The sequence below is a fragment of the Glycomyces luteolus genome, assembly GCF_027622875.1.
GTDB classification, from domain to species: Bacteria; Actinomycetota; Actinomycetes; order Mycobacteriales; family Micromonosporaceae; genus Glycomyces; species Glycomyces luteolus.
Genome location: NZ_JAPZVP010000016.1, coordinates 1 through 26,272 on the forward strand (window position 1 = coordinate 1; position 26,272 = coordinate 26,272).

Annotated in this window: 28 protein-coding genes; 11 read left to right on the forward strand and 17 right to left on the reverse strand. The window is 67.4% G+C overall.

Annotated features, from left to right (window positions below):
* Nucleotides 1-669: 669 nt before the first annotated feature.
* The 6 genes from O1R50_RS18755 to O1R50_RS18780 all read right to left on the reverse strand — a co-directional run bounded on the left by O1R50_RS18755 (nt 670) and on the right by O1R50_RS18780 (nt 4,220).
* On the reverse strand, nt 670-1,473 hold the full coding sequence (locus O1R50_RS18755) for an IS701 family transposase (RefSeq protein ID WP_270111698.1): 804 nt from the start codon (nt 1,471-1,473) through the stop codon (nt 670-672).
* A 47-nt stretch (nt 1,474-1,520) separates the two neighbouring features.
* The gene (locus O1R50_RS18760; protein WP_270111699.1) at nt 1,521-1,667 is read right to left on the reverse strand and encodes a hypothetical protein; all 147 of its coding nucleotides are present in this window, start codon (nt 1,665-1,667) and stop codon (nt 1,521-1,523) included.
* Entirely contained in the window at nt 1,660-2,118 is a 459-nt protein-coding gene (locus O1R50_RS18765) for a hypothetical protein (RefSeq protein ID WP_270111700.1), read from the reverse strand. The genes O1R50_RS18760 and O1R50_RS18765 overlap by 8 nt, the downstream gene beginning before the upstream one ends.
* A gap of 29 nt (nt 2,119-2,147) precedes the next feature.
* Nucleotides 2,148-3,188 carry a YwqJ-related putative deaminase gene (locus O1R50_RS18770; protein ID WP_270111701.1) on the reverse strand — a complete coding sequence of 347 codons (1,041 nt, stop codon included), beginning with the start codon at nt 3,186-3,188 and terminating at the stop codon, nt 2,148-2,150.
* A 27-nt stretch (nt 3,189-3,215) separates the two neighbouring features.
* On the reverse strand, nt 3,216-3,548 hold the full coding sequence (locus O1R50_RS18775) for a hypothetical protein (protein ID WP_270111702.1): 333 nt from the start codon (nt 3,546-3,548) through the stop codon (nt 3,216-3,218).
* A 72-nt stretch (nt 3,549-3,620) separates the two neighbouring features.
* A complete protein-coding gene (locus tag O1R50_RS18780; RefSeq protein WP_333490271.1) occupies nt 3,621-4,220 on the reverse strand; it encodes an SUKH-3 domain-containing protein in 600 nt (199 codons plus the stop codon).
* A 261-nt stretch (nt 4,221-4,481) separates the two neighbouring features.
* On the opposite strand from O1R50_RS18780, the gene O1R50_RS18785 reads away from it, so the two are divergent.
* The 5 genes from O1R50_RS18785 (at nt 4,482) to O1R50_RS18805 (ending at nt 9,037) form a co-directional block, all read left to right on the forward strand.
* Entirely contained in the window at nt 4,482-5,561 is a 1,080-nt protein-coding gene (locus O1R50_RS18785) for a hypothetical protein (protein ID WP_270111704.1), read from the forward strand.
* Nucleotides 5,562-7,110: 1,549 nt separating this feature from the next.
* The gene (locus tag O1R50_RS18790; protein WP_270111705.1) at nt 7,111-7,431 is read left to right on the forward strand and encodes a DUF6507 family protein; all 321 of its coding nucleotides are present in this window, start codon (nt 7,111-7,113) and stop codon (nt 7,429-7,431) included.
* A gap of 2 nt (nt 7,432-7,433) precedes the next feature.
* Nucleotides 7,434-7,955 carry a hypothetical protein gene (locus tag O1R50_RS18795; protein WP_270111706.1) on the forward strand — a complete coding sequence of 174 codons (522 nt, stop codon included), beginning with the start codon at nt 7,434-7,436 and terminating at the stop codon, nt 7,953-7,955.
* Between the two features lie 72 nt (nt 7,956-8,027).
* Nucleotides 8,028-8,471 (forward strand): hypothetical protein, encoded by a 444-nt coding sequence (locus O1R50_RS18800; RefSeq protein ID WP_270111707.1) that lies wholly within the window; start codon nt 8,028-8,030, stop codon nt 8,469-8,471.
* A 56-nt stretch (nt 8,472-8,527) separates the two neighbouring features.
* On the forward strand, nt 8,528-9,037 hold the full coding sequence (locus O1R50_RS18805) for an SMI1/KNR4 family protein (RefSeq protein WP_270111708.1): 510 nt from the start codon (nt 8,528-8,530) through the stop codon (nt 9,035-9,037).
* A gap of 115 nt (nt 9,038-9,152) precedes the next feature.
* Here O1R50_RS18805 and O1R50_RS18810 read toward each other — a convergent pair whose 3' ends face one another.
* From O1R50_RS18810 to O1R50_RS18860, 11 genes are all read right to left on the reverse strand, one after another.
* Nucleotides 9,153-9,695, reverse strand: a complete 543-nt coding sequence (locus O1R50_RS18810) for a hypothetical protein (RefSeq protein WP_270111709.1) — start codon at nt 9,693-9,695, stop codon at nt 9,153-9,155.
* A 258-nt stretch (nt 9,696-9,953) separates the two neighbouring features.
* Nucleotides 9,954-10,292, reverse strand: a complete 339-nt coding sequence (locus tag O1R50_RS18815; RefSeq protein ID WP_270111710.1) for a hypothetical protein — start codon at nt 10,290-10,292, stop codon at nt 9,954-9,956.
* A 15-nt stretch (nt 10,293-10,307) separates the two neighbouring features.
* Nucleotides 10,308-11,879 carry a WXG100 family type VII secretion target gene (locus O1R50_RS18820; protein ID WP_270111711.1) on the reverse strand — a complete coding sequence of 524 codons (1,572 nt, stop codon included), beginning with the start codon at nt 11,877-11,879 and terminating at the stop codon, nt 10,308-10,310.
* 87 nt (nt 11,880-11,966) lie between these two features.
* Complete coding sequence (locus O1R50_RS18825) at nt 11,967-13,307, reverse strand: hypothetical protein (protein ID WP_270111712.1); 1,341 nt, start codon at nt 13,305-13,307, stop codon at nt 11,967-11,969.
* Complete coding sequence (locus O1R50_RS18830; RefSeq protein ID WP_270111713.1) at nt 13,304-14,275, reverse strand: PPE domain-containing protein; 972 nt, start codon at nt 14,273-14,275, stop codon at nt 13,304-13,306. Before O1R50_RS18830 ends, O1R50_RS18825 begins: the two co-directional genes overlap by 4 nt.
* An 11-nt stretch (nt 14,276-14,286) precedes the next feature.
* Nucleotides 14,287-14,592, reverse strand: a complete 306-nt coding sequence (locus O1R50_RS18835) for a hypothetical protein (protein ID WP_270111714.1) — start codon at nt 14,590-14,592, stop codon at nt 14,287-14,289.
* Nucleotides 14,589-15,344: a hypothetical protein gene (locus tag O1R50_RS18840; protein WP_270111715.1), complete on the reverse strand. Its 756-nt coding sequence runs from the start codon at nt 15,342-15,344 to the stop codon at nt 14,589-14,591. The genes O1R50_RS18835 and O1R50_RS18840 overlap by 4 nt, the downstream gene beginning before the upstream one ends.
* Before the next feature lie 104 nt (nt 15,345-15,448).
* Nucleotides 15,449-16,156 carry a YbaB/EbfC family nucleoid-associated protein gene (locus O1R50_RS18845; RefSeq protein WP_270111716.1) on the reverse strand — a complete coding sequence of 236 codons (708 nt, stop codon included), beginning with the start codon at nt 16,154-16,156 and terminating at the stop codon, nt 15,449-15,451.
* Between the two features lie 60 nt (nt 16,157-16,216).
* Nucleotides 16,217-17,113: a hypothetical protein gene (locus tag O1R50_RS18850; RefSeq protein ID WP_270111717.1), complete on the reverse strand. Its 897-nt coding sequence runs from the start codon at nt 17,111-17,113 to the stop codon at nt 16,217-16,219.
* Between the two features lie 4 nt (nt 17,114-17,117).
* On the reverse strand, nt 17,118-17,435 hold the full coding sequence (locus tag O1R50_RS18855; protein WP_270111718.1) for a hypothetical protein: 318 nt from the start codon (nt 17,433-17,435) through the stop codon (nt 17,118-17,120).
* Nucleotides 17,436-17,481: 46 nt separating this feature from the next.
* Entirely contained in the window at nt 17,482-18,294 is an 813-nt protein-coding gene (locus O1R50_RS18860; protein WP_270111719.1) for a hypothetical protein, read from the reverse strand.
* A 384-nt stretch (nt 18,295-18,678) separates the two neighbouring features.
* Between O1R50_RS18860 and O1R50_RS18865 the strand changes: the two genes are divergently transcribed.
* The 6 genes from O1R50_RS18865 (at nt 18,679) to O1R50_RS18890 (ending at nt 26,205) form a co-directional block, all read left to right on the forward strand.
* The gene (locus tag O1R50_RS18865; protein ID WP_270111720.1) at nt 18,679-18,957 is read left to right on the forward strand and encodes a hypothetical protein; all 279 of its coding nucleotides are present in this window, start codon (nt 18,679-18,681) and stop codon (nt 18,955-18,957) included.
* A gap of 48 nt (nt 18,958-19,005) precedes the next feature.
* Nucleotides 19,006-19,395: a hypothetical protein gene (locus tag O1R50_RS18870; protein ID WP_270111721.1), complete on the forward strand. Its 390-nt coding sequence runs from the start codon at nt 19,006-19,008 to the stop codon at nt 19,393-19,395.
* Complete coding sequence (locus O1R50_RS18875; protein ID WP_408612747.1) at nt 19,392-22,559, forward strand: ATP-binding protein; 3,168 nt, start codon at nt 19,392-19,394, stop codon at nt 22,557-22,559. Before O1R50_RS18870 ends, O1R50_RS18875 begins: the two co-directional genes overlap by 4 nt.
* 395 nt (nt 22,560-22,954) lie before the next feature.
* Nucleotides 22,955-24,484 (forward strand): hypothetical protein, encoded by a 1,530-nt coding sequence (locus O1R50_RS18880; protein WP_270111723.1) that lies wholly within the window; start codon nt 22,955-22,957, stop codon nt 24,482-24,484.
* A 3-nt stretch (nt 24,485-24,487) separates the two neighbouring features.
* Nucleotides 24,488-25,027: a hypothetical protein gene (locus O1R50_RS18885; RefSeq protein ID WP_270111724.1), complete on the forward strand. Its 540-nt coding sequence runs from the start codon at nt 24,488-24,490 to the stop codon at nt 25,025-25,027.
* 101 nt (nt 25,028-25,128) lie between these two features.
* Nucleotides 25,129-26,205 carry a M23 family metallopeptidase gene (locus O1R50_RS18890; protein ID WP_456298966.1) on the forward strand — a complete coding sequence of 359 codons (1,077 nt, stop codon included), beginning with the start codon at nt 25,129-25,131 and terminating at the stop codon, nt 26,203-26,205.
* Nucleotides 26,206-26,272 lie beyond the last annotated feature (67 nt).

A 26,272-nucleotide genomic window follows, 5' to 3' on the forward strand; every position in this document is an offset into this window, starting at 1 on the left:
GTCACCGAAGCAATGCTCGGCATCGCACGCCTCCACAACCTCGCCCGCGCCGCCTGAACGGCTCCAGACAGCCACGGCCAACACGACGATCAGCAACTCCCAGAACCAATAACGGGACAGCCTTTAGGGTGAGCATGCGACAAAAGCACCCCGCCGCCTCATCCTCACTCAGAGCACATGCTGCGTTGCCCGGAAAGGCTCAGTGCTGACTCAGGTCCAGCGCTGCGCTCATCGGCGGAATCGGGAAGTTCCAGCGAGCCTTGCGAGGCTCGTAATAAACGCGTCGCCACCATGGGTCAAGCTCTTTGACCGGATCTTCGGTGACCGTTCCATCGTCTGCTACGGATACCGTCCAAATCGTCAACCCGTACTCGATTCCCTTGGCTATCTCGACTGAACCATCAGGTCGGAACGTTCGGCAGATGCCATGACGGAAGTCTGCGAGGTCCCAATCCTCAACCTTTGAAAGTCCAGTTGCTTTCCAGACTGTGCAACTAGATCCGTGCGGCCAACCGTTGACGAAGGCCTCCTCGTCATAGCACGACAGCCGTAATCCGTTGTGGGCCTTGTGTTTTCGCTGGTAGTGCGATTGTCGCGCTCGGGTTTGGTGGCGGCGTCGCCAGAGCGACGCGGCGAGGGCATCGGTGAGGGTGCGGGCTGGGTGGAGGGCTACCGCCAGGAGACGACGGACCTCGGGGACTGTGAGTCTTCCCAGCCCGCGTGGGCTTTTGGGTCCGAAGCGGCGGTGACGGCGAGGAAGGCGTGGCCGAGCATGGCCATGGTGATATGCCGGTACCAGCCGTTCCACTTGCGGACCTGGTAATGGTCGAGCCCGCATTCGTTCTTCGCGGCCTGGAAGCACTCCTCGATCGCCCACCTGGCTCCAGCGACGCGGACGATCTCCTCGCGTTCGATCGAGTCGGGGTGGAAGCACAGGTAGTAGGCGATATCGGTGGGGTCTTCAATGGAACGGCGGGCCAGCAGGGTGCGGGCGAACCCGGCGGGAACGCCGCCGAAGTTCGGGACGGTCGCCCAGGCCCAGTCGTATTCGCGTTCCCCGCGTACTCCGGGCCCGGCCGAGACTCGGTGCCATGCCTCGTCCGGGGCTCGGGCGACGAGCGTGTCGACGCGGCGGTCGCCGTCGAGGTCGGCGACGGTCTGCTTGACCGGCACTTCGACCACATAGGGAATCCGGCGGGCCTCCAGGAACGCCCGGAACCTGCCGTCGCGGCCGTAGGCCGAGTCGGCTGCGACCCATCCGGCCTCGACCCCGGCGGCCAGGGCGCGGCCGATCATGGTCTCGGCCAGCCGCGGCTTGGTCAGCCGCTCGATCGGCGCCAGCAGCCCGGTCAGATACGCCCGGGCCCGCCACCGCACACTCGCCGTCCGGAACGCCCCCGCGACCAGCGCGAACACATCATCCAATCCCGACTTCCAAGCCGAGACGTCCTCCACCGCAATGTCATCCACCACCGGATCATGATAAACACATTGCAGCGCAACGGATTACGGCTGTCGTGCTAGGTGTCCGGCCGCTCCTCGTCATCGAAACCGATGCCAGTGAACGGCTCACCCTCATACGTCCAGATCTCACCATGATCGAAAACCAGATCCGCGAAGTCGATCCGCAGCCCCGTCGACTTGTATTCGTCCCTTGGATCAATCATCAGGTAAGTGCTGGCTCAAATCCAGCGCCGCGTTGACCGGCGGGATTGGGAAGTTCCAGCGCTCCTTGCGCGGCACGTAGTAGGTGCTCCGCTTCCACGGGCTCATCTCTTTGACTGGATGTTCGGTGACCGTGCCATCAGGTGCAACGGACACTTCCCAGATCAACCAGCCGTATTCAACGCCTTCGGCGTGCTCAACCGAACCGTCCGGGCGGAACTTGCGGCGGATGCCATGTAGGAAATCCGCCAGATGCCAGTCCTCCGTCTTCGTGATGCCTGTGTCCTTCCAGACTGTGCGGCTGAAGCCGTGCGGCCACCCGTTGACGAAGGCCTCCTCGTCATAGGTATCCGGTCGCTCCTCGTCATCGAAACCGATGCCAGTGAACGGCTCACCCTCATACGTCCAGATCTCACCATGATCGAAAACCAGATCCGCGAAGTCGATCCGCAAACCCGTCGACTTGTACCCATCCCTTGGATCTACCATCCCCGACCCGACCCTTCAACGCCTTGAAGCACCTGCATGCAGTTGGAGCAGCACCGAACGAATCCTGTGTGGTTCGGTTTCTTGGCCGACTTGTAGTTGTCGACCATGAAATCGCCGAGATCGATGTTGGAGTTCTTCATATCGGGGTCCCTCGCCATCAGTGCCCGGTTCAGCGCGAGCACTTCGGCGTGTTCCCCTGGTTCGCCGTGATTGACCACGCCTCCCTGGTCGTAGTTCACGCGGTTCTGCTTGAGCTGGTCGATTCTCGATTGCAGAGCGGGGTGGAAATCGTTGTTCCTGGCGAAATCTTCGGCTTCAGGGTTCGTCCCGTAGTAAACCTTGCCTGTCTTCTTGTCCATGACAGCGCCGAGTACCGGCCCGCGTTCGGCATGGGTCAAGCCGAGGCCCATGAATCGCTCGTGCTCCGCTGCGAGCTGGTTCCGCAGGTCGCTGGCGAAGTCCAGGGATTCCTCCGTGGCCTGCAGCGGTGTCCTGTTCGGACGCGCCAGGCCGAACTTCGAGGTGAGCGGTCGCATGGAGTTGGTGATCTGCTGGAGTCCCACACCAGTCGCGTTGTCCTGCACCGTGATCGCTGTCGACAGGCCGCGCAGAAAGGTCGAGAACGTTATCGCGATGGACTGGTACGCGGCGAGAAGCGCCGGAGCTCCTGGCCCGGCCGCGGAGATCTGCGCCTGGATCCTCGGGCCGATGAGGGCCATGGGCAGGGGCGTGACCGTGTAGCCGATTCCTTTGGCGGTCCGGTCCAGCGACTCCATGGCTTGAACCATGGCGGTCATGGCCGCGCCGCCGGTCTGCAGTGCGATCGCGGCGGCGTCCATCTTGAGGCCGGTGGCCATGCAGTGCTGGGTGAGCTCGTCGGAGTCGTCGCTGAGGGAGTTGTAGTCGTCGCCCTGCCAGTCGCTTTTCAGGCCGTCGACGATGTTCTTGCGTCCGTCTTCGAAGTCGTCGAGCTTGCCCTGCGCGGACCTGACGTCGCCGGCGTAGTCGCCGAATTCGCCGGTCTTGCTGCTCAAGGATTGCTGGTACGTCGGCATCGGGGCCTATTTCCGGTACTTGGGGAGGTTCTGGAGGTCGGATTCGATGGTGCTGAGCTTGGACTCGGCGTCCTCGTCGGCTTCGGCCCAGGCCTTGCCCGAGTCGACGGTGTTCTTGCCTTCGTCCAGGGTCCGCTTGTCGAGGCGGTCGACCAGGGAGGTGAACTGCTCGGCGAAGTTCTTGGCGGCCATGCCGGTACGGAATCCGGTGTTGGCGGAGCGGGTCCGGGTGGCGTCGAGCTCCAGCTGTTGGGGCGCGGGCCTGATCGACCTGCTGTACATGCGGAGCTGTTCGCCTGCTGCCTGGATCTTCACCGGATCAGCAACGATCTTCGCCATCGGTCTCCAAATCGTCCTTAAGGGTTCGCGACGATTATACGAGTTTGGCTCCAGCCGCGGCTGGCCTCGAAGTCAGCTGGACGACGGGTAGGTCCTCTGCCACATTTGGCGCGCGGTGTTTGCCATTGCGGCCAGCGCAGCGAAATCCTCGGCAGTCGGAAGGCCGTTGATCTGTGCCATGGCGGCATCGCGCATGTGGGGCGGCAGGGTGTCCGCCGCTTCCCGCATGAAGGCGAGCTGTTCTTCATAGGTGCCTTCGACCGGGAACTCCCACCGCTTCGCGATGGCCGCGGCGGCCTTGGGCGAGCCGCCCGGCAGGTAGCGGTTCTCGTACGGGTCATCGGCATCGGCGATGGGGAAGAGCGTCGAGCCGAGGTCCTCTTCAATGCTCACGACGAGTTCGACGAAGTCGATGGCGTCGGCTTCGGGCCGGAACGCAAGCCTGGACCTTCCGAACTTCGCGCCGGGGACCTCGGGTTCCAGGCGATCGATCCGGATGTTGTGGAAGCTGCGAAGGATGTCGACTGCGAACGGGTTGAGTGTGAAGCCTTCCGCCACAAGGCGGTCGATGGCTGCGGTCGGATCGACCTGCCAGTCCGGAGTCCATCCGGACATCTGAAGTGCGGCCCGCACATACTCGTTCGCCCATAGGGGTTCGAAGTTCATGGACATCTGCGACTAGACGCTTTCGTACATGACGGCGTGTCGCGCTTGCGGATGCGCGAAAAGCTGTGTCAGCCTGAACTCACGTGCGAATCGCACGCTATTCAAGCTCAACTGAATATGGCCGGTGGGCCGCCCCATTGCCGCAAAACAAGTCGGCGGCCCACCTTTCATCCAACGGAAGGAAGCCCTTCGATGGCACAGTCCACCCTACGCGAAAACAGGCGTAGCGCAACTCATCAACTCGCGGCGCACCGCAACCAGGCGGGCATGATGGTCCTGGTCCAGCAGGCCTTCTACCGCCACGACACTCTCGGCCCCGGCGCACCCTTGCGCGAGATCACCGGAGTGAGTGACCAGGCCGGGTACTACGACTGGGCCGGGCGACGGCTCTTCCTCGCCGACGGCGAACCCGACCCGATGTGCCCGGGCGCCTACCGGTACCAGCACCACCCGGCCTGCTGCGACGAGGAAGCACCCGACTCCGACCCGCGCTCCCCGCGGTATGAGCCGATGCACCTGCGCCACAAGCCAGGCGACACCTGGATCATCGACACCAACCGCCGCTACGACCCGTTCGACCCCGGACCATACGGCTCCCACGGCTGGTACAAAGACGAACGCACCGGCCGCCACCGCCGAGACGAAACCCCCGACCCGCTCCCGGCGGAGGGCTGGGTCCTACCGGCAGACGCTTGGTTCCCCGGCGCCGCCGACTGGCCCGAACCCGAAACGGCGCAATCCAAAGCGCCGCAGGGCGAAGCAGTCGGCCGGTCCGACCGGCGAGGTGACGGCGACCGCGGAGGCGACAGCGATGGTGGCAGCATCGGTCGCGGCAGCGGTGGCGGCAGCGGCGCTCGCCCGCGCACGTCCAGCGACCGGGGCGGGTCGGACCGGACCCCGCCGTGGGGCCTGCGCGGCCGACCGGTCCCCTCCGAACCCGACGAACCCGAACCGCCCGCCGAGCCCGAACCGCGGTCGCGGCGTTCCCGGTTCTGGCCCGACGACGAAGAGAGCCCGCAGGCAGGACGCGGCCGCTACGGCTTCCCCGGCGACCGCGGCTGGACCAGCGGCGCCTGCGACACCCCGACCGAACACGGCGACCGCCGCCGAGACCGCGACGATGACTGGGAAGCCGATCACCCCAAGGCGCACCGGTTCTCGAAACTCCGCGAAGACGCCTTCGACCGCTTCATGGCCAACTCCGCACAACTTCGAGCCGCCCACTTCGCGCCTCAGAAGCCCTACCTCCGCGTCGGCCCCCTCAGCGTTCGTCGGGTACGTCTTCGCCTCAGATGCCCATCTCGCGAATTCGTCGCTGAAGATCCTCGAGCTCGGTCTCCTCCTTGATGAGGCTGATCTCTCGAACCAGCTCACCCTCACGGTTTTCCTCGGGCCCGCCCATGTCAGTCCACTCGACTCCCAGGCGGAGACCGAGTTCCGGATAGAAGTCGACGTTTACGACGGTGACCGGTTCATGGCCCCGAGCCCGCATCGCAGCCCGCACCTGCTCGACAGGCTCGTCTGGGAGTTGCGTCCTCCCAGAACACGGCGGCAAGGTTGTTGGCGATCTGAAGGTGGACGAGGGTGTCGTCCTCGTCGTATTCGAGCGTGAGCATGCTCGGCACATAGATGTCGACGAGCTTCCCGGGAGTATCGCGGGTAAAGGACTCGAACTCACCGAGCGATTTCCGATGAGCACCAGGGGGTTCCCCGAAGCGCGCATGCATCACAGCCTACGGAGTGTCTGGCGAATCTTGTCGGGGCGACGATGGTTCTTGATTGGGCTACAACCGCTCAGCTACGGAACGGTGTGAGTGGTTCTTCCGACGTGCATCGCCGGGTCCGGGCCGGTCGGGCCGGGGCGCCGCCGCAGCCGCCATCGGGACGCGGACACACAGCGCTCCGAGCACACGCGCGCCGCACCACCGATCCGGTCTTCCTCATAGCCCGGTCACCTCCCTTCCAAACTTCGCGCTCCATCGTTCGCCGAGCGCACTCGCGGCCTTCGGGCGTTCGCTCTCGCTCGCCAGGGCCGCTTGCACCCTGGCGTTCAATCCTCTTGGCGGGCAGCGCCCTGGTGGCCCGCTGCTGGCGGCTCCTGTCGGTGTCGTGGCCACCCCGATAGCGGGTGGGTCTCGTTCATGGCGTTGGCGGTCGGAGTGCACGCGGCTGCCGCCCCTGTCGGACGGTCCTTGCCGCTGCGTTCACCACATGCGCCTGGTGATGCCCGGACTCTCGCTATGGCCGGCGTTGCATCCTGTGGACATGGTGTGCCTCGTTCAGAGCACTCGCGGTCCGGTCAGGGTGATCCCGACCGGCCGTCTCCCACCCAATGACCCCAGGGGGTCGGTTCGCTGCGGGACCCGATAGCACCAAAAGGGGCGAGACCCCCGGACCCGAATCATCGGGGCGGTGTGCTCGGAACCGTCAGGTCAGCCGGTCGGCCATAGGCTTGTCGCAGTCTGCTTGCACCTACTCGACTCCTGTACGGATTCCCAACCCTTGTGCGTACCTCAAGTATCCCCCGCCCCACCCGACCCCGCATCACCCACAGGTGTAGGAATCACTCACATAACCCGGCCGCGCCCGACACCCTTGCCCCCCAATCCAGCTGCGCCCCAAGCAAACCCGCCCGACGGCCCAACAGCCGTCCCCACCCCTCCACCCACCCCCTCGCCGCTGACCGGTTGAAGCCCAACCAGTCTGCCGGCTGCAAGCCGCCCGCGCTCCCCGCACGGCAAGACATCACCAGACACGCCCAAGCAGCGCTGGAAATTCGACAGGGTCTTCTGGGGCACCAGACCCATCGAGGCTTGGCGCGCATCTCAAGATAAGTGAGCGCTATTCGGATCTTGATATCCTGTGTTGAAACGCCCACCAGCGGCAGGAGCGGTCCATGGGGTTTCGCGTGCAGGTCGAGAGCGGCCAGCTTCGCAGCGGCGCAGGCAAGATGCGGTCCTTCGCTTCGGATGCGAGCCGGATTCCGGACGCGGTGGAGCGCGATGCGAGGAGCGCGGACAGCGCCAACCGGGGGTTCATGACCGGCGAGGCGTGCGAGGCGTTGGCCGAGGACCTCAAGGCGGACATGAAGGAGCTCAACGAGCATCTCAAGGACACCGCCAAGGGCCTCGAGGACGCCGCCCAGGACTGGGATGACGCGGACGAGCAGATGGCGTCCGGATTCGACGAGATCGCCACCCGGTTGAGGGGGGCCTGATCATGCCGACCTTTCAGCAGGCGCTCGACGCCGATCCCTCGAAGTTCATGACGTACGGGGCGACCTTGATCCAGTCGGCGGGTTCGGTCACGGGCCTGGCGGCCAGGTACGGCCAGCAGGTCGCGGAGCTCGGTGGGAGCTGGCAGGGCGACGACTACAACGGCTTGCTCGAATGGGCGGCCCAGGTCGGGACGTTCACCGCCCAAGTCGATGCCGTGCTGCTCACTGCCGCAACCGCATTGGAGGCGTTGGGCGCTTCCATGACGATCAATGTCCAGACGCTGAAGTTCACCAAGCAGGCCGCGGAAGGCATCGGCTACAAGGTGCTCCCGACCCCGTTCGTGATCCTGGGGCCGAGCCAGTGGTCGCAGGTGTCCTCTGCGGGACCGGGCGCGCCGGCCGTCCTCGCCGCCTATCAGGCGGGCGCGGCGGCGTTCACCGCTGCGCTCACCGCGCAGTACGCGGCCATCATCGCCCAGGACGTGGCCGCCAACACCGCGATCCGCGCAGCCATCGCCCTCTGATCCGAAGGACCCCTCATGCCGAGAAACGCACTGCCCCGGATCGGGACCAATCCTGCGGGGCAAGGACTTCCGATGACCGGCTACAAGCCTGACGGTCCCGTGGTGATCAAACCGCCGAAGGGCGACTTCACCAAGGCGGAGCGGCAGCAGGCCGAGGAGTACGTCGCGGCGGGGAACAAGGCGATTCGGGACGGGTTCATCTCGCCCACAGGTCGAGTGTCGACAACTTCGAACACGACTCTTGAACGTCAGGCCCGTAACGAGGCTAAGAAGGAACGCGAACGCGCCAAGAACGATCCCAATTCGTCGAATTACACGGGAATCGTCGCGCACCTTCCCGACACGGGCTGGATGAACAAAGACACCAAAGGCGTTCCGATGGAATGGAGCGACCATACGAGGCGGCTCAATTCAAGTATCGCCGGCCAGAATCCCACCTATCCGGAGGGGTTCAAACCGAGCGAGTTCAAGATGCATCCCGACTGGTATACTCGAAGGGCCTCGGATGAGACCTGAAGTTTATCCGAAGCGGCTCAACCACTCTCATCATGTTTTCAAACGAGGGGTTCGACATGTCTGAGCGCAATTCGTGGCCGGTGGTGCTGGGACTGACCATCACCGCCAAACGTGAGCTGCATCAGCGCGACCCCGAAGACAGCGATGAGCAGACCATCCCGCGGCTCAAGCTTACCCCCGAGGCTCTCGAGGCGCTCGAGCGCGAGGTCGGCGAACCGTTCCCCTCGGACTTCCACGACTTCCTCCTGCATGCCGACGGCTGGGAAGGCGTCTACTACGACCTCGACCTGTTCGGGAGTCGTGAACTGCGCGGCGGGGGCCGCTGGCCGATCGCCAAAGAGCTGCTCGACATCTACACCGAAGAAGGCGTGATGGAAGCCCTGCGGCTCGATCCCAAAGGGGTCATGCCGGTTGCGGCGGGCGACGGCACCGATCTGGTGCTGCTCATTCGCCCCGGTTGGGAGAACGCCGGTGAAGTCGTGTGGATCATCGGCGGTCAGCAGTACATTCGCGCCGAAGACTACAAAGCCTTCGTCGAATTCATCATGACGCAGCTCCAGTCCTGATCGGACGGATCAATCAGGAAGCGCTGGTCAGCGGTCATGATGCGCCTTTCTTACCGACGAAACAGGTGCACTCTGCAGGTGGGCCGAGTATTCCAGAGCTGCCGGGGAGACCATGTCAGCAAATTCTCGAAAGCAGCTCACGCCACCCGTCCCGCTCTACGGGATCAGGTGAGACAGCGAGGATGTCATCGATCAGCTCGGGGTATCCGGCGCCGAAAATGTAGCGATCGAAGAATCGCGTCGGTCCCTGGACCGTGCAGACAGGTTCCGGCTCCTCGTCTTCATCCCACATCTCCGGCGTTTCGAGATCGGTCGCGTCCCAGATCGAGACCTCCAGCGATCCCACCTCGACAGAAACGATGTAGCTGAAGGCGATGAGGCCGAGACTGACCTCGGTGGGTGGATCCGCCTCACGGTGGCCCTTGACTTGCCTGTCGTAGGAATAGAACTCGAGAAGGTCGGTCCGGAGTCCGTCGAACAGGCCGCCCAACGACTTGAGTTCGCTGGGGTACCAACGCAAGGTGCCCCCCTCACGCGGGTCACCCACTTCGTGTCCCCAGCTCAGTCGATCCCGGGGGTCCAGATGGTCGCGGCACCATCGGATGCGTTCTGCCAGTTCCAAATCAATCCGCCACCCTGATGATTGAGCTTCTTTCATCGGGATTCACGATCGATGGGCGGCGATGTGATCCTGCCTGGTGAGCCGGGCTCGGTTGCGGCCCCGAAGAAGACGATGCTCCTGGTCAAACGGTGCTGAAACCTGTTGTGTCCCAAAGGAGCCTCGTTGCACTATCCTGGCACGGTCGCCCTCTCCCGCGCAAACCTCGAGCTCACCGCCCGCCTCATCACCCGGCACCGCCTCGCCGTCGGCTCGTGGTGGCGCAAGCAGGTCAGGGGGAAGGTTGTGCGGCCGCGGTCAGGCGTAGAGATCGTCGCCTTCCGCCATGCGGGTCATGTCGGTGGCGGTCTGCTGGTCCGCCGTGCCGCCGGTGTCGATGGCGGTCTGGAGGCCGGCGATGAGGCCGTGGAGGGTGCCGCGCAGGTATTGGAGGTTGCGCCAGGTGGTGGCGTGGAAGTCGGCGTATTCGACGGTGGCGTTCTCGGCCGCGCCGGGGGCGGTGCCGAAGGCGGGGGCCTTCTTCAGGTCGCCGTCGCTGAGAGTCGGGATGATCTCGTTCTCGAGCTCCTCGAGGAGCCCGGCGAGGAACTGCCGGTAGCGCTCGAGTGCGGCCGGGTCGAAAGCGCGCATGGCCATGCTGGGGTTCCTTCTCTACGCGTAGGGGTCGTCGTCTTCATTGACGAAGCCCCACATGTTCTCGTCCTCGACCAGGTCGACGTCGGCTTCGCGTTCCTTGTCGTCCATGTTCGGCCCGCGCCCGGCTCCGGCACCGCCTCCGCCGCTCATCATCGCGGTGGACGCGCGCGAGCCGGGGGCGGCAGCCGCCGCACCGCCTGCCGCGGCTCCAAGGGCCGCACCGCCGAGAGACCCGCCCATGGAAGGTGTGGAAGCCGAAGGGGCCGTGGTGGATCCGGTGCCGAAGCCGCCTCCTCCACCGAAGCCTCCCCCGGTCGCGGCGCTCGCGCCGCCGCTCGCCAGGCCGCCGCTCGGGTCCTCGTCGTCTTCCGCGGGCTCGTCGGGGTTTTCGGGCGCGGGCGGGGGCACTTCGCCGACGGGCGGTTCGAGGGAGGGGTCTTCGCTGGCCATGGGCTGCGCGGTGCCGCTGGGCTGCTCCATGGGCGGCGGTTCGAGGTTCATGTACGCGGGGTCGGCGGAGGGCGGGTACTCCTTGTCGCTGCGCACCGTGCGCACGGAGCGGTCCTCGGCGTCGGTGTCGGTGCTGCGCTGGCCGATGTCCTCATTGGATTCGGCTTGGCGGGCGTCGTACGCGCCCCAACTCTGGTCGACGAGGGTCCCGTAGTGCTCCATCGCATCCGCGACTGCGAGCTCCTTGGCCTCCTCGACCGTGAGGCCCTTGGCGGGGTCGAGGCCGTCGCGTTCGATGTTGACGGGGCTGGCGTAGTAGTCGATGTAGTGGAGGATGCGATCGTCGATGTAATCGATGATCTCGGTGGCGAGGTCCGGTTCGGCCCCGCCGAGGGCGAGCACGTGCTCGGCGTCCTGGCAGGTGTATTCGATGCAGTCGCCGTGCCACCAGGCGGGCCGGACGTGCACGGACACCCAGCTGTGCCAGTCGCCGTCGATCCAGAACTGCGGTGCGGGGTACGGGATCTCGCCGGATCCGCCGCCTTGGATCGCGTAGAGCGCCTCCTCAGTGGACTGAAGGCTGGCGACGGTGGCGTCCACGTCGTCGACGAGGTCCTCAACGAGTTCGCGCGTCTGCGAGCAGGCGGCCTCGAAGGCCTCGAAGTCGGTGCCGGACCAGCCTTCGGCGAGGTCGTTCAGATTGGACTTGATCTGCTCGGACCAGTCGGAGAGCTTCCCGGACACCTGCTCGGACCAGGCGTTGCGGAGCCTCTCGAGCGAGTGCGCGTCGGCGCGTTCGGGCCGCACGGCGCCGACGGCGGCGCGGAAGTCGGCCTCTGTCGGGAACGCCATCCCGGCTTCCTTGGGGCGCAGGCGGTACAGCTGGCCTTCGACGGGCACCGGGGAGACGAGCTGCTGCCAGTCCTGTTCGGCCGGGTGCTCGGTCGGGTTGCCGCAGTTGGGGTTCGAGCAGGCCGGGCGGTCGGGAGGGGGCGGAGGCGGCTGGACGACCGTGTCGCCCGTGGGCGGCGGCGGAGGGGGCGGAGCGGCCCCGCCGACGTCCCCGAACGCGGGAGCGCCCATGGCCGGTGCGGCGGCGTCGAGTCCGGGGTAGGACTCGATCGAGTTGTCGCTCATCGTCATGCACCTCGCGGCTTCAGGGTGACCGGTTGCGTTCACGGTAGCAACCGGACGCCACCGATGGAACCTCCCGAATGGCCGTATTCACTGCTTGGGAGGAATGTCGTCCCGCGTCTCCCAGTAGCGTCCGGTCACCGCGCGGCGCAGCCCGCCGCGCACGTCGGCCCGCGGGGCGGCCGGTGCCTCGCGGTCGGTTTGCGGTCCGAGCCGATCGATGCGGCAGTGCCACAGGTGCAGGACGGGACGCAGCGGGTCGGGCACCGCCGTCACAGTGGCCACCAGGTCGATGCGTGCGACCTGACCCGCCTCGAGGTTGACCGTGGCGGCGGCAGTGTGCGGCGGATGCTCCTCGCCCTCCACCGGAAGCGGCGGGCCCGGGGTCCGCACTTCGAGCCGGTGCGCCCCGGGCGGGACCTCCAGCCACATGCGGGTCCAGTAGGCCCCCAAGGGAACCCCGTCGACCAGGATCTCCGGCGGAGGCACGGTGTAGCGGTGCCGGATCGGCACGAGCTCGCCGACCGCGTCGAGCGACTTGCGCTGCGCGCCGTTGATGCGTTGTTGGCCTTCTGGCAGTTGCAGTGCCAGTTCATCCGAGGCGAGGTCCGCCTTGAGAAAGCGCGCATCGATGAGGATGCCGGCGCCGGTGCCGAGCTCCGGAAGCGGTCCGTCCTCGTCGAGTACGGCGGTACCGCGGAGCAGGAGCGGCGGTTCTGGGCCAAGCCGGTTGCACCGCAGAAAGGTCCAGAAGACCCTGATTCCCCACACCGCGAAACCCGCCGCAGTGAGGCTCCACCAAGCCACCATTGCGGCCTCAAGCGGCAACCCGACGAGCGTGAGTGTCAGCGCGACGACGCCGACGGCGACGGCGCCCAGCAGCGACGCTGAGAACCCCAGCCGCTGGCGCGCATGCGCGGGCAAGTACTGGAAGTAGTTCAGTCGGCCGCGCGGGCCGATCGTGTACCCGTGAATGTCGCGGAGGCCATAGGGCACTTCGGTATCGCCGTAGGCCCGGTGGCTCTCGCCGAGCATCCCGATGTAGTCGATCTTCGCCGTGCCGCCTGCGGTGACGTCGACTGCGCGCCAGGCACGTGAATGCTGGCTCTGGACCTCCACTAGGTGCCGCCCCGCCGCCAGTGGAATGCGAATCCGCCCCCAACCGGTCGCCACCGGTTCACCGTCGACGAGTGCGACCGGCACCAGGCTCGACCGCAGGAATCCGTCACTCGCAACCGGGTCGCCCGACTGCTCCCGATCGAGAGCGATCTGCAGCCGCTTCGCAGGGTCGGTGATCAGCCAGCGCCCCTCGCACCAGCCCACCCGAAGATCGAGTGTCCCGCCGTTCGGAGCGGGTCGGCGGTCCCCGATCGGAGTGATGCCCCAGCCCTTCCGCGGGGCACGATAGATCGGGCTGAACGAGGCGATCATGACCAGTCCAGGTCTTCGGGGTTCGTCATGGATTCCGGCGCCCGGTCCTCCCACAGCCAGTTCAGCGCCGAGTCCGGGATGCCGAGGGCTGGACCTCCGGCCTCGAAGCCGCCCGCCAAGCCTTCGTCTTCGCCCTTGTACGTCGGGAACACTGTCGAAGCCGCCTGCACCGCATGTCGACCCCAGACCTTCCAGCTCTCCATCGCCCCGGTCGCGTGCCGCCCGCCCGCGGTCATCGCGGCCGCGTTGATGCCGTACACGAGCAGGCCTTCGACCATGTTGGTGAGACCCGCCCCGGCGATGTCGAGCGGCGAGACCGGGTTGCCCTGGGACTTCTGGAACGCGAACGTGAAGATCGACATCGCCCCGGTGATCGCCGCGCACCCGGTCGAGATCGAGATCAGCGTCGCCTCGAAGCTCTTCGCCGTCGCCAGCAGCGCGGCGGCGGTGACGTTCGCGCTCGCCATGATCGCCGGGGCCCCGATCGCGCTGACCACCCCGGCCAGCGCGGCCGCGTACGCGCCGAAGTACACGACCATGATCGCGGTGGCGGCGGTGAGGAAAAGCCAGAAGACGGTGAGCATCACGGCGAACGCGAGGAGCTGCGCCCCGACGAGGTAGGCGTTGACGGCGAGCTGGGTGAGCTGGGCCTTGACGTCCCCGGAGGCGGCTTTGAACGCTTCGGCGTCCTCGCCCGACCAGTTCTCGTCGTCGACCTTGTCGACCTCGGACTGGAGGGCTTCGACGGCTTCGAGGTTCTTCTCGGCCAGGGCGATCCAGGCCCCGGCGCCTTTCATGATGTCGCCGGGGTTGCACTGGTTGAGGTAGACGACGGTGGCGAGCGCCTGCGTGGAGAGCCCGAAGGCGATGGCGGGCATGGCGATGCCGATGGCGCAGCTCTTGATGACGGCGTTGTATTCGCCGGCCATCGCCTCCCCGGCCTCCATGATGCTCTGCCCCGTGGACATCTCGACCGCTCCTATCCGTTCGCGCCGAACGCGGTGGCGCAGGCTTCGTCGGTGTCGTCCATATCCTGCGCGCACGCGTCAAGTGCCGCGTTGACCTCGCGGAAGCATTCGGCGGCTCCGGCCATGGATTCGGCGACGGTGGAGGTGGCGATGGAGTAGGCGGCGGCCAGGGGGAGGGTGACGGTGGTGTAGAGGCCGCGATCGATCTCGCTCATGACCTGGAGGTACTGGTCGGTGCTCTCCAGGATCGGGACCACGTTGGCCTCGATGTCGGCGCCGAGCTGACGGAGGAATTCGCTGTCGAAGACGCGGGTCATCGGGGTCCTGCCTTTCGCTGGATGCTGTCGCTGAGCTGCTGGATGCGATCCGCCATGTCGTTCGCGGCGCGGGTGGCGCGGTCGGCGGCGGCGGGGGCCTGCTCGGTCTTGTCGGCGAGGTCGGCGGGGAGTGCGGCGCGGGCGCGCTGCTCGGCGGTGCGGCGCAGTTCGTCGCGGGCGCGGGCGATGAGGTCGGTGAGGGCCTGGCCGAGTCCGTCGGGGCCGCGCTGGCGGGCATTCGGGGCGATCCAGACGGCGGCGACGGCGCGTTCGGCGCTGGAGGTGACGGCGAGGTCCCCTTCGTCGCTGTGGAGCTTGACGTCGAGGTTGTCGCGGTCGGGTCTGGCGCGGGCGGATTGGGCGGCGCGCATGGTCTTGAGGACGCCGTCGAGGTGTCCGGCGAGGGCGCGGTCGTGTTCGGGGTCGCGGCTGAGGGTGCCGCCGGGCCCGACCGGGCTGGTGAAACCGTCGATGCCGAGCCGGCCGCGCATCATGGCGGCGAAGGCCTCGTAGCCGCCGGCGGCGGTGGCCTGCTGGAGTTCGCCGATCGCCTTGATGCCGTTGGCGACGGCCGCGTCGGCTTCGGCGCCGGGGCGGGGCAGCTGCGCGGCGAGTTCGGTGACGAGGCGGGCGATGGTGCTGGGGGGCTGGCGGAATCCGGCGGCCGTGACCGCGACGATGATCTTGTCGTCGTCGAGGCGCAGCGTCACATATTCATCGATGTCGGTGAAAATCTGGCCGGGATCGGTCACTGTGGCGGCTCACTTCGGTGGACGTCACCATGACAATACCGAACAAACTCGTGTGGAGCCTACCCCTGCGCGGGCCGTTCGGGCAGCTCACCGGCGCGCGGGTGTTATCCCAACCGGGCGTAGTAGACGGCGCCGATGTCGCCGACGACGGCGGCCGCTTCGGATTGCGCTCGGCGCAGGGCGGCGGTGAGTTGTTCGGCGAGGGTGTGCCGGTCGGTGAGGTTGAGGACGTTGTTCTGGAGGAACACGACGTCGGTGAGTCGCCCGCGGAGGTTGACGGCGAGTTTGCTCAGCCCGTCCTCGGTGCTCGCCTCGAAGCGCTCGTGTTCGCGGGCGGCGACGGCGGATTCGATGTCGGCGAGGACCTGTTCGGCGGGTGTCGAGCCGCCGCCGGTCGCGCCGGCTCGGGTGGCGTACGCGCCCTGGTTCTCGGCGCGGGCGTCTTCGGCGTCGGCCCAGGCCAGGCCGATCGCGTCGGCGAGGCCGTGGTTGCCGAGGCGCACGGCGTCGACGCTGAATTCGAGTTCGCGCAGTTCCCCGGCGGCGTCGATGACGACCTTGGTGGTCTGGTCGGGGTCGTACCCGGTGTGGCGGGCCTGCTGGAATTCGGCGAGCATCGCCATGGCCTGGGCGGCTTCGCGCTGCGCGGCTTCGACGGCTTCGCGGCTGGGCGGGTCGGCGAGCACGCGCTGCGCGTTCTCCCAGTTCTCGTCGCGCGGGAGCTTCTCGAGCACGGCCCGGGCGTCCTCGATCCGCTGCTCGTAGTCCTCGGACACGTCGAACGTGAACGGTTTGGGGTCATCGGGGTTCATGGCCGCTCCAAACGCATGCGGTACAGGGGCGGTCTCGATCCTACCGCCGGACGGCCCGGCTCAGGGCCTGGTGAGGTCGGAGCGGACGCTGAGGACCTCCAGTGTGTACGGGTTGTCGTCGGGGTCGGTCTCCTCGGCGGTGATGCCCGCTCGCAGGAGCGCGGTGCGCATGCGGGACATGGCTTCCTCGAAGCGCTCGGCGAGGCTTTCGGGTTCGGCGAGCACGGTCTCGTAGCCCGGGATCATCCAGGTCGCGAAGACGCCGCTGCCGCCGTCGTCGATGGTGTCCATTTCGACGTGGGCACCGCCGTGGTCGCGGTTCTCGGGCCGGTTCCACAGCGGGATGCCCGCCGCTTCGAGTGCGCCGCAGGTGAGCTCGTAACGGCGTTCGAGTGCGTGGCGCCGTTCGGGGCCGACCTGGCGGGTCTGGTCGCCTTGGGGTTCGTCGAGGCTGAGGGCGGTCCGTACGGCGGCGTTCGCGATCGCGTCCTCGGCGACGACCTCGGTGTAGAGGGCGGCCAGCGCGTGCTCGTACGCGGCGGCCCCGGTCAGGTAGGCGCGCAGGAGGTGCGGTCCGCCGGCGGTGAGGCGCGCGATCTGGTTGGGGCCGAGGCGAACGGCCGGTGCGGGCGTCACCCGGTACCCGGCGTGTTCGGCGTCGTGTTTGAGCGCCTTCATGGCGTCGACGGCGCGGGCCATGCGGTCGCCGCCGGTCTCCATAGTGTGGGCGCAGGCGCTCCAGGCGTGGTCGCTGCGTCTGAGGTAGGCGGTCACCTGCTCGGCCCGGTCGATGAGCGCGAGGTAGTCCGCGCCGTGCCAGGGCGGGGAGAGTTCGAGGACGGTGCGGCCGTAGTCGAGGCCGAGTTGCCGTACTTCGGCGACGGCTTCGCGGGTGGCCTCGCCGAGGGCGCGGAGTTGGCGCGGGTCGGCGTCGAGGCACTGCTGGAAGGTGGGCACGGGTTCAGTCGCCGGGTCTGCCGTGGAGGGAGGCCGCGATCCGCTCGAAGTCGGCGGCGGTGGCGGCGTCGGCGTGGTCCCAGTGCGCGGCGAGGTCGTCGAGCACTTCGGCGGTGTCGACGAGGTGGACGTCGAGTTCGTCCATGTCCGCGCGGATGTCGTCGGCGAGGTGTTCGGCGGCCGCGGCGCTCATGAAGCCGGAGACGGCCCGCTCGGCGCCGGTGGTGTCGATCGGCAGGTGTGCGGCGCGGGAGGCGTACTCCCGCATCGCGTTCGAGGCGCCGCGGATGGCGCGCGACTGGGCTTGGACTCGGCCGAACATGGCGCCTCCTGCGGGATTCGGTTCCCCGACGGTAGCGCCGCGGCGGTCACTGCTCGGCTTCGGCTTCAGTCCTGCCGTTCTCGCCGTTCTCCAAGGGCCACACGGTGGCTTCGACGGAGCCGACGAGTTCGAGGGGCCCGACGAGGGAGGCGGTGCGGGCGACGGTGAAGTCGTCGAGGGCGAGGAGGCTGATGCCGCCGCGGCTCTGGGCGACGGCGGCGTAGTAGGCGCCGGTGCCGCGGTCCTGGAAGACCCAGCCGGGCCGGGTGTCGGTGGGGATGGTCGGGACCTTGGAGCGGGCGCCGGGGAGGCTGCCGGTGGCGGCGGTGTCGGGTGCGTAGGGCGCGCCCGAGTACTGCTGCGGGTGGCGCGGTTCGGGCGCGGTCGGGTAGTCCTGCGGCTCGGGTTCCATGGGGGTCTCCGTGTAGTCCGGCATCTGGTAGCGGGTCGGGTCGCCCGACACCGGGATCGGCGGCGGGTTCACCGGTTGGTCGGGCACGTTGATGAGCGTGCGCATTTCGACCTTCCCCGCAACGTAGCTCACCAGCCACAGTCCGAGGGCGAGGGCGGCGAGATCGACGCCGACGGCGAGGAGGACGCGCAGGTTGGCGTTGAGCCCGGTGCCGAACTGCGCCAAGGAGAACAGACCCGCTGCTAGGGCGAAGACGACGAGGCCGGCGAGGGCGCCGGTCATGACGGCGGGGCGGCCGAGGCGGGGGACGGGGGCGGAGGGCCACTTCTCGGAGGCGCGGACGCCGCCGAGGGCGGTGGCGGCGAGGGCGGCGACGGCGAGACCGGCGACGGCGAAGGCGATCGCCGCGGCGGTGAGCCGCCCGGCGATGTCGTCGATGTAGTCCATGGTGGTCTCCGCGAGGTAGGTGCTCGGCCTGGTGGCCGGCGGTGTGGGCTGGATGGAGCTGTGTCGGACCGTGCTGAGTCGTCGGGCTCTATTGTGCGGCGCCGGGCCGCTTCCGAGCGTAGGACACCGGCCTCCCTGAGTTTAGTGTCGGATTGCCGACACGGAGTGATCGCGCCCATCGGATTGCCTTCCGGCGCTGAATCAAGTTCACTGTCTCGTGGCAACGCTTGCAGTCGCTCTTCGCCCCGGCGAACGTGCGTTCTGTCAGCACTGCGGCATATGATGAGGGGCAGACCCCCGATGGGTTGGGAGACAAGAAACATGAGTGAAGTTTGCGTTACGTGAGACTGTAGTGACTGCTGTGACGGAAGGATGGGACTGACGATGATGAGAGAGACACTCTGGACGGTGGCCGCGCACGCCCAGGCCGGCGCCGAGATCAATACGCAGGGGATCATCGGGTTCTTCCTGTCGAAGATCGCCCCGATCCTCCTGGCGATCCTCGGGCTCATCTTCATCGCGCGTTCCAACAAGGGCGAGGTCAGCCGCGTGCTCACCTCCTCGACCATCGCGATCATCGGCATCGCGTTCATCGCCGGAGCCGTGGTCCTGGTGGCCGTCGGCAGCGGTCTGGTCGACGTCCTCTTCAGCTCCGAGGACTAGAGCGACGCACCCCAATTGCCCTGAGTTAAGGCCGGACGGAGGACGCCCATGCGCTTGCGCACCGATGACGACATCTACCGTGCCCGGCTGCTGTACCTCGGCCCTCCCGGCTACACCCTCCCCGTCCACCTCCCCTACGGGCAGTACGGGGCCTTCGCCGCACTGCTGGCCCTGTTCATGCTGCTCCGCTGGGCGTTCACCGGCGACGTGGACCTCTTCCCCGCCATCGAGATCTCCCTCGCCCTCGTGGCCACTTCGCTGATCTTCCGCTACGTCGACGCCGACCGCCCCGCCACGACCGTGGTCCGCACACTGCTCACCGACTGGAAGCACACGCGAGACGCCGGGGACGAGAAGCGGATACCCGCGTTCACGACCCGTTCGATCCGCTTGCGGCCCACACTCGTGGACCCTGTCCGAACTGAGGAGCGCTTATGAGCGGCGAGGATCGCCGACAGCCCGTCGCCAAGTTCTCCGCACCCCGGCCGCCCGCGCCCGTGCGCGACCGGGAGCGGCAGTCAGGCGACCTCGGCGACGACGCAACCGCTCTGGCCGACGCGGTCTTCCGGGCGGAGCCCGTCAAGCGGCAGAGCGCCGAGCCCGCCAACGGGCACACCGCGGAGCCGGCGCAGGCGCACCGCACGGCAAGCCCGCCCCTGCAGAGCCCCACCCAGCCGAGCCCGGCCGCCACGCCCTCCCCAGTCGACCCCGTCCGACACGCGTCGCCACCTGCGTCGATGACACCGCCGTCGGCGAGTCGTCCACAGGGTTATCCCCAGGGTTATCCACAGAATCAGGGGAGTTATCCACAGGGGTATCCACAGCGTTACCCACAGGCGCCTACCAGCGGAAATCCACAGGGTTATCCACAACACAACGGTAGTTATCCACAGCCGGGGCAGAGTTATCCACAGGCTGTTGACCAGCGGCGCGGGAATGTTTCCACAGGTCGTACAGCAGCTGAACAAAAGGGTGCACAAAGGGTGCCGGGCCAGGACCTCGTCCCGGTCAAGCAGGCCCGCGCCGAGGCCGCGGTGCTCGACACCACCGACCAGAAGCCGACCCGCGTCAAGCCGCTCCCCAGGGACAAGGAGAAGCAGCCGCTCCGCGAGCTCAGCCTCACCGAGATCGCCGGGCACGCCACGTTCACGCCCGCCTCGGTCACCGCCTGGTACAAGCTGCCCGGGGTCCGCTGGTCCTTCCGGCCCGACCTCGAGCGCGAGGCGCTCATCGTCGCCATCGCCGAGCAGTTCGCCGGCCTTGCTGGCATGCGCGTCCACCTGCGCCGCACCACCCGCCCGTTCCCGGCCGACCAGTGGGCCCGCACTGTGGACCGCTACACCGCGCGCCCGCTGCGCACCGTCCCCGGCGGCACCAGCTGGGCCGACCACCTCGTGGCCGCCCAGCGCCACCTGCAGTCCCTCTCGCACGCCGAAGGCGAGACGTTCCTCGGCATCACCTTCAGCCGCCGCGGCACCCTCGACCAGCTGGGCGAGAAGGTCGGCCGCATGTTCGGCCGCGGCACCAAGCTCTCCGAGCGCGAGAAGATCGAGAAGCGAAGCCTCCAGTTCGACGAAGTCCTCGGCTCCTTCGGCGTGCGCGCCCGCCGCGCCACCACCGCCGAGCTCGAATGGCTCGTCTACCGCTCGGTCGCGCTCGGCATGTCGCCGCCGCGCCTGCTCTCGGGCTCGAACGGCGAGTGGGAGTCCGGCGACGTCCTGGCCCTCACCGAGTCGATCGAGCGCTACCGCAGCCCCTACGGCTCAACGGTGAAGCTCGTCAACCGCCTCACCGGCGAGGAGAAGCACACCGCGGTCCTCACCGTCGGCCGCATGGAGGAGCTCGAGATCCCCCAGCGCCACGAGCCGTGGCTGCACTTCCACGAGCGCTGCCCGTGGCCCGTCGAGATCTCCAGCCGCATCGACATCCTCGGCCCCGGCGAGGCCTTCCGCGACCTCGACCACCGCCTGCGCCTCATCCGCTCCCAGCAGCGCGACTACGACGAGCACGCGATGGACGCACCGCCGGAGCTCCAGCGCCTCGCCGAACGCGCCCTCGGCGTGGGCGACGAGATGACCACGGGCCTGCCCATCGACGCCGCGCGCGCCCACGGCTGGCACCGCATCGCGGTCACCGCCGACACGAAGGAAGAGTGCCTGGAGCGCGCCCGCACGCTGATGCAGATGTACCAGCGGGACATGCGCATCAGCCTCCAGCACCCGAAGAACCAGGACTGGCTGGCCCGCGAGTTCATCCCGGGCGAGCCGGTCGCGCAGACCGGGTACGTGCGCCGCATGCCGGTGAAGCTCTTCGCCGCGGCCCTGCCGCAGGCGGCGTCCACAGTGGGCGACCAGCGGGGCGACCTCATCGGCCGCACCGCGGGCACCTGCCGCCGCCCGGTCTTCCTCGACATGCACTTCGCCACCGAGGTCCGCGAGAAGTCGGGCCTCTCGGTCTTCGTCGCCGAACCCGGCGGCGGCAAGTCCACGCTCATGGGAGCGATCGGCTACCTCGCGGCCCGCCGCGGCGTCCAGGTCACGCTCCTCGACCCTTCGGGCCCGCTCGCACGGCTGTGCGAGATGCCCGAGCTCAAGCCGTTCTCGCGGGTCCTCAACCTCACCGGCTCGGAGTACGGGACGCTCGCGCCGTACGCGCTCATCCCCTCCCCGAAGCGCGAGCACTACGAGGACTCCCCCGACGGCCAGCGCGAGTACGACATCGCGATCTCCAACGCCCGCAGCGAAAGGCGCATGCTCGTCCAGGACATCTGCGCGATGCTCCTGCCGCCGCAGATCCAGCGCGAGGCGAGCACGGCCCGGCTCCTGCGCCACGCGGCCCGGCACGTGCCGGCCGAAGAGGACTCGACGATCGAGGACATCGTCGAGTCCCTCCAGGACGCCGAGGACCACGTCACCGGCGACGGCGCCGAACTCGCCGCGCTCCTGCTCGACACCGCGGAGATGCCGCTCGCGAAGCTGTTCTTCGGCAGCCCCGACAAGGGCGTGCTCGAGGACGACACCGCGCTCACCGTCATCACCATGTCCGGCCTGCGCCTGCCCGACCTCGGCATCGAGCGCGAGTACTGGAGCGCTGAAGAGGCCCTGGCCCTGCCGATGCTGCACACCGCGCACCGCCTGGCCGTGCGCCGCGCCTACGGCGGGGACATGCACCGCCGCAAGCTCGTCGGCCTCGACGAGGCGCACTTCATGGAGGGCTGGAAGTCCGGCCGCTCGTTCCTAGTGCGCCTGGCCCGCGACTCCCGCAAATGGAACCTCGCGGCGCTGGTGGCGAGCCAGAACCCGAAGGACATCCTCGGGCTCGACGTGCAGAACCTGGTCTCCACGGTCTTCGTCGGCCGCATCGCCGAGGACCGCGAGGTGGCCGAGGAAGCGCTGAAGCTGCTGCGCGTACCCACGGGCGTCGGCTACGAGAGCGTCCTCGCCTCGCTCTCCGAAGTGGACGCTGCGGAGACCCAGAAGCTCCCCTACCGCGAGTTCGTGATGCGCGACGTCGACGGACGCGTCCAACGCATCCGCGCCGACTTCAGCTGGGTCCGCAATCTGCTCGAGTACCTGAACACCACGCCCGGGGAGGCAAAGTGACCGACCCCTCCGCCGATCACGACCTTGCCCCTCCCACATCCGCACACCGACCATCCAGCCTCGCGAAACGCGCGGCCGGACGACTCGGCCGCGTGCTGCTCGCCCTGGCGGCGGCAGTCGGCGCCCTGGTCTTCACACCGGGAATGGCTGGAGCGCAAGGCGATGCGGAGGGGTGCACCGATTACGAGTGGCACACCTACTGGTCCCAGTGCATCGACGAACTGCCCAGGGGACAAGAACTCCAGTGCGAGGCCGCACCTCAACCGGCCTCGCCCGACTCCGGCATGGCGGGTTGGTTCGCCGAGCCGAGCAGACTCGACAAGAGCGAGGGCATCGGTACTTACAGCGCCTACGGCTACGCCGGGTACCAACTCCCGATGTACGGCTCGCAGGAGATGGCCATCGGCGGCGGCTGCATGGACGCGGTCACGATCCCCAACGGCGCAGACACCGCGAACGCTTTGGCGAACATGGAATTCAACCTGTCGGTCGCCACTGTCGGCGCCGCGAACTCGATGCGCCAGGCCGCGTGGGAGCCCGACAACATGTGGGGCTGGTCCAATGACTTCATGGAGCAGGGCACAGAGATCCTGTACCGCCAGATCTTCACCGTGTTCGGCGCCGTCACCATCGGCGTTATCGGTATCTACCTGCTTTGGCGATCTCGGCAAGCCGACATGAACAACGCGGTCACGACCGTGGCCTGGGCCGTACTCATCCTCGTGCTCGTCACCGCCGTAGTGCGCTGGCCTGTCAAGGCCGCCGAGTACACCGACCAGGCACTGACCATCGGCATGAACCTCAGCACCGTGCTCATCAACGATGACAAGGTCCAGGGCTGCATCCGCGAAGACGGCATGACCCAAGACCGCTATGACGAGCTCAAGGAGCTCAACGGCGAAGACTTCTGCATCGACACTCGATCAGCCGCCGTGGTCGCCTCCGACACAGTCTCCGGTCAGGTGCTTTACCAGAACTGGCTGCGGACGATGCTCGGCCAGAGCGAAGAGGTCACCTTCCAGGAGCGCGACGGCGAGGTCGTGGAAGACGCCGAGGGCAACCCGGTCGTCACCGATTCCAACGCTGCATATAAGTACGGCCCTGCTCTCTTTGCAGCTCAGGCGTTCTCATGGCAGGAAGACGCCGAAGCCGACGATCCTGGCACCCGAAACGACCTCATCGAGGAGAAGCAGGAGATCTGGCGAAACCTGGTCGCCCAGATTCAGACGGAAGACCCTGAGGCGTACGCGAACATCAGCGGCCAGCGCGCCTGGGAGCGTACCGGCACCGGATTCCTCGCCCTCCTGACCGCGATCTTCTTCTCGCTCTTCGATCTCACGGCATCGATTCTGATCATCCTCGGCTTCATGATCGTTCGCTTCGCGATCGTCGCCTTGCCGATCATCGGCACGATCGCGCTCCTTCGGCCGGCTGGCGGCCCATTCAAACGCCTGGTCAACACGGTGCTCGGGGCGATCATCAACGTCGCTATCTTCTCGCTCGCCGCAGTGATCTACATCTGGGCTTCGAGCCGCATCCTGGGCACCACCATGCCCGTCTGGCTACAGGTCGTCCTTATTGGACTATTGGGTATCGCCGCCTGGCTGCTCCTAAGGCCCGGGCGACGCATCGCCGGGCTCGCTGCAGGCGGCGGCGTGGCCGACTCCTTCCTCGGCAGACGCACAGGCGAGGCCGAACGGGAAGCCGAACGCGAGCGAGAACGGGTCTCGCGGCGCCGCGACGACGCGCGACCGGAAGAGGTTGCCGACAGCGTCCGCACTCCGCGCGGCACTGACACCCTGCCCGAGCAGAAGACGGGAGCCGACCAACCGGCCGGCACCGGCGGCCCCAGCGCGACGAGTGCGTCTGGCGGGGGCGGCGGCTCCGGCGGTGGAGAGGTCTACCGGCCTTCGAGAAAAGAGTGACCGATGAACCGAGCCCTCCGGATCATCTTCTCCCGCTATGGGATCGTCGTCATCATCCTGGTACTCGTACTCGGGGTGATCGCACTGGCCACGGAACGCCAGCAGACGCCACTCGACGGCGGCGTTTCCAACAGTGGCAGCTCGACCTCTGAAGCGAGTTCAGAAGCTTTCACCGAAGACGACGGCCTCGCGACCGAGAACTGCGAAGGCGACGACTGCTATCCCGACGTGGAACTCCCGCAGGAAGCGGTGGACCGCTCGGTCGAATTCGCCGAGGTCTGGCTCAACCCGAACGGGCACAATGCCGACAGCTGGTACGACTCGCTCCTTCCCTTCATCACCGACGAGCAGGCCGAGCTGTTGCAGGGTGTCGACCCCATCTCGGTACCCGCCACGGCGATCACCGGTGACCCTGTCCCCGAGGGCGCGAAGGTCGGCATCCCGATGGATACGGGCACGCTGACGCTCACCATGACTGAGGGCTCCAACAACCTGACCGGGACCGGCTGGCTCGTCTCGGCGATCGACTGGGAGCAGTCATGAGCGCGTCTTTTGTGAACTCGAGTGGCGAAGACGAGACCACTACGAAAGAACGCTCCGCAGATCCCAAGCCCCCGAGGATCCCCAAGAAGCTCCGACCCCTCATGTGGACGCTCACGGTGCTCAGCGTGTGCTGCCTCGGCGCGGTCTTCTCGGTCGTGCAACTGCTCTCTGAGCAGTCGAACGGCGAAGACGGCAGCGTGACCCTCGCGGGTTGCGGTACGAACTCCACAGTCGACCCGAACGCCGAGTTCCCCGCCATCGACCCGTACAGCTCCGAGCAGATCAAGAACGCCGCGATCATCATCTCGGTCGGGCAGGACCTCGAGATTCCGGCCCGAGGCTGGATCATCGCCGTCGCGACCGCGATGCAGGAATCCCGGCTGACGAACCTCGGCCACCTCGGCGACCAGAACGACCACGACTCCCTCGGTCTGTTCCAGCAGCGGCCCTCATCCGGTTGGGGCACACCGGAACAGGTTACCGATCCGGTCTACTCCTCGACGAAGTTCTACGAGAAGCTCCAGACCATCGACAACTGGGAGACGCTCCCGCTCACCGTGGCGGCCCAACGAGTCCAGATTTCCGCCTTCCCCGATGCGTACGCCAAGCACGAGCCGAAGGCCACGGAGATCGTCAACACGCTGACCGGCGGCGGTGGTCGCGTGGCCGCTGTCGACACCCAGCTCGGCAACTGCAATCCATCAGGAGAACTCTCCGCCTCAGGTTGGATGATTCCAGTTGAGGGGCCGCTCAACTCGGGTTTCCGTACTTCAGAGCGCCCGACCCACAACGGGGTCGACATCGGCGCTCCGCGCGACGCCCCGATCGTCGCCGCAGCGGCGGGAACCGTGATCACCTCCGAGTGCAACGCGAGCCTGTACGGTGCGCCGTACTCCTGCAACCAGGACGGTTCTCCGGAAGTGGCCGGGTGCGGCTGGTACGTCAACATCGTGCACGCCGGCGACTACCTTACCCGGTACTGCCACATGGGAGACGCTCCGCTGGTGAAGGAGGGTGACGTGGTCCAGGCCGGTCAGCTCCTCGGCTATGTCGGCTCTTCGGGCCGGTCGAGCGGCCCGCACCTGCACTTCGAGACGCACCTCAACGCCGACCGCAGCCCTGCGGGCGCGGTGGACCCGGTCGACTTCATGAACCAGATGGGCGCCCCACTGGACTGATGGCGTTGCCGTTCAGGCGGCGCCCGGGTGGTGGCATTGCCGCCCCCACGCGCGGTGCGCCGACCCG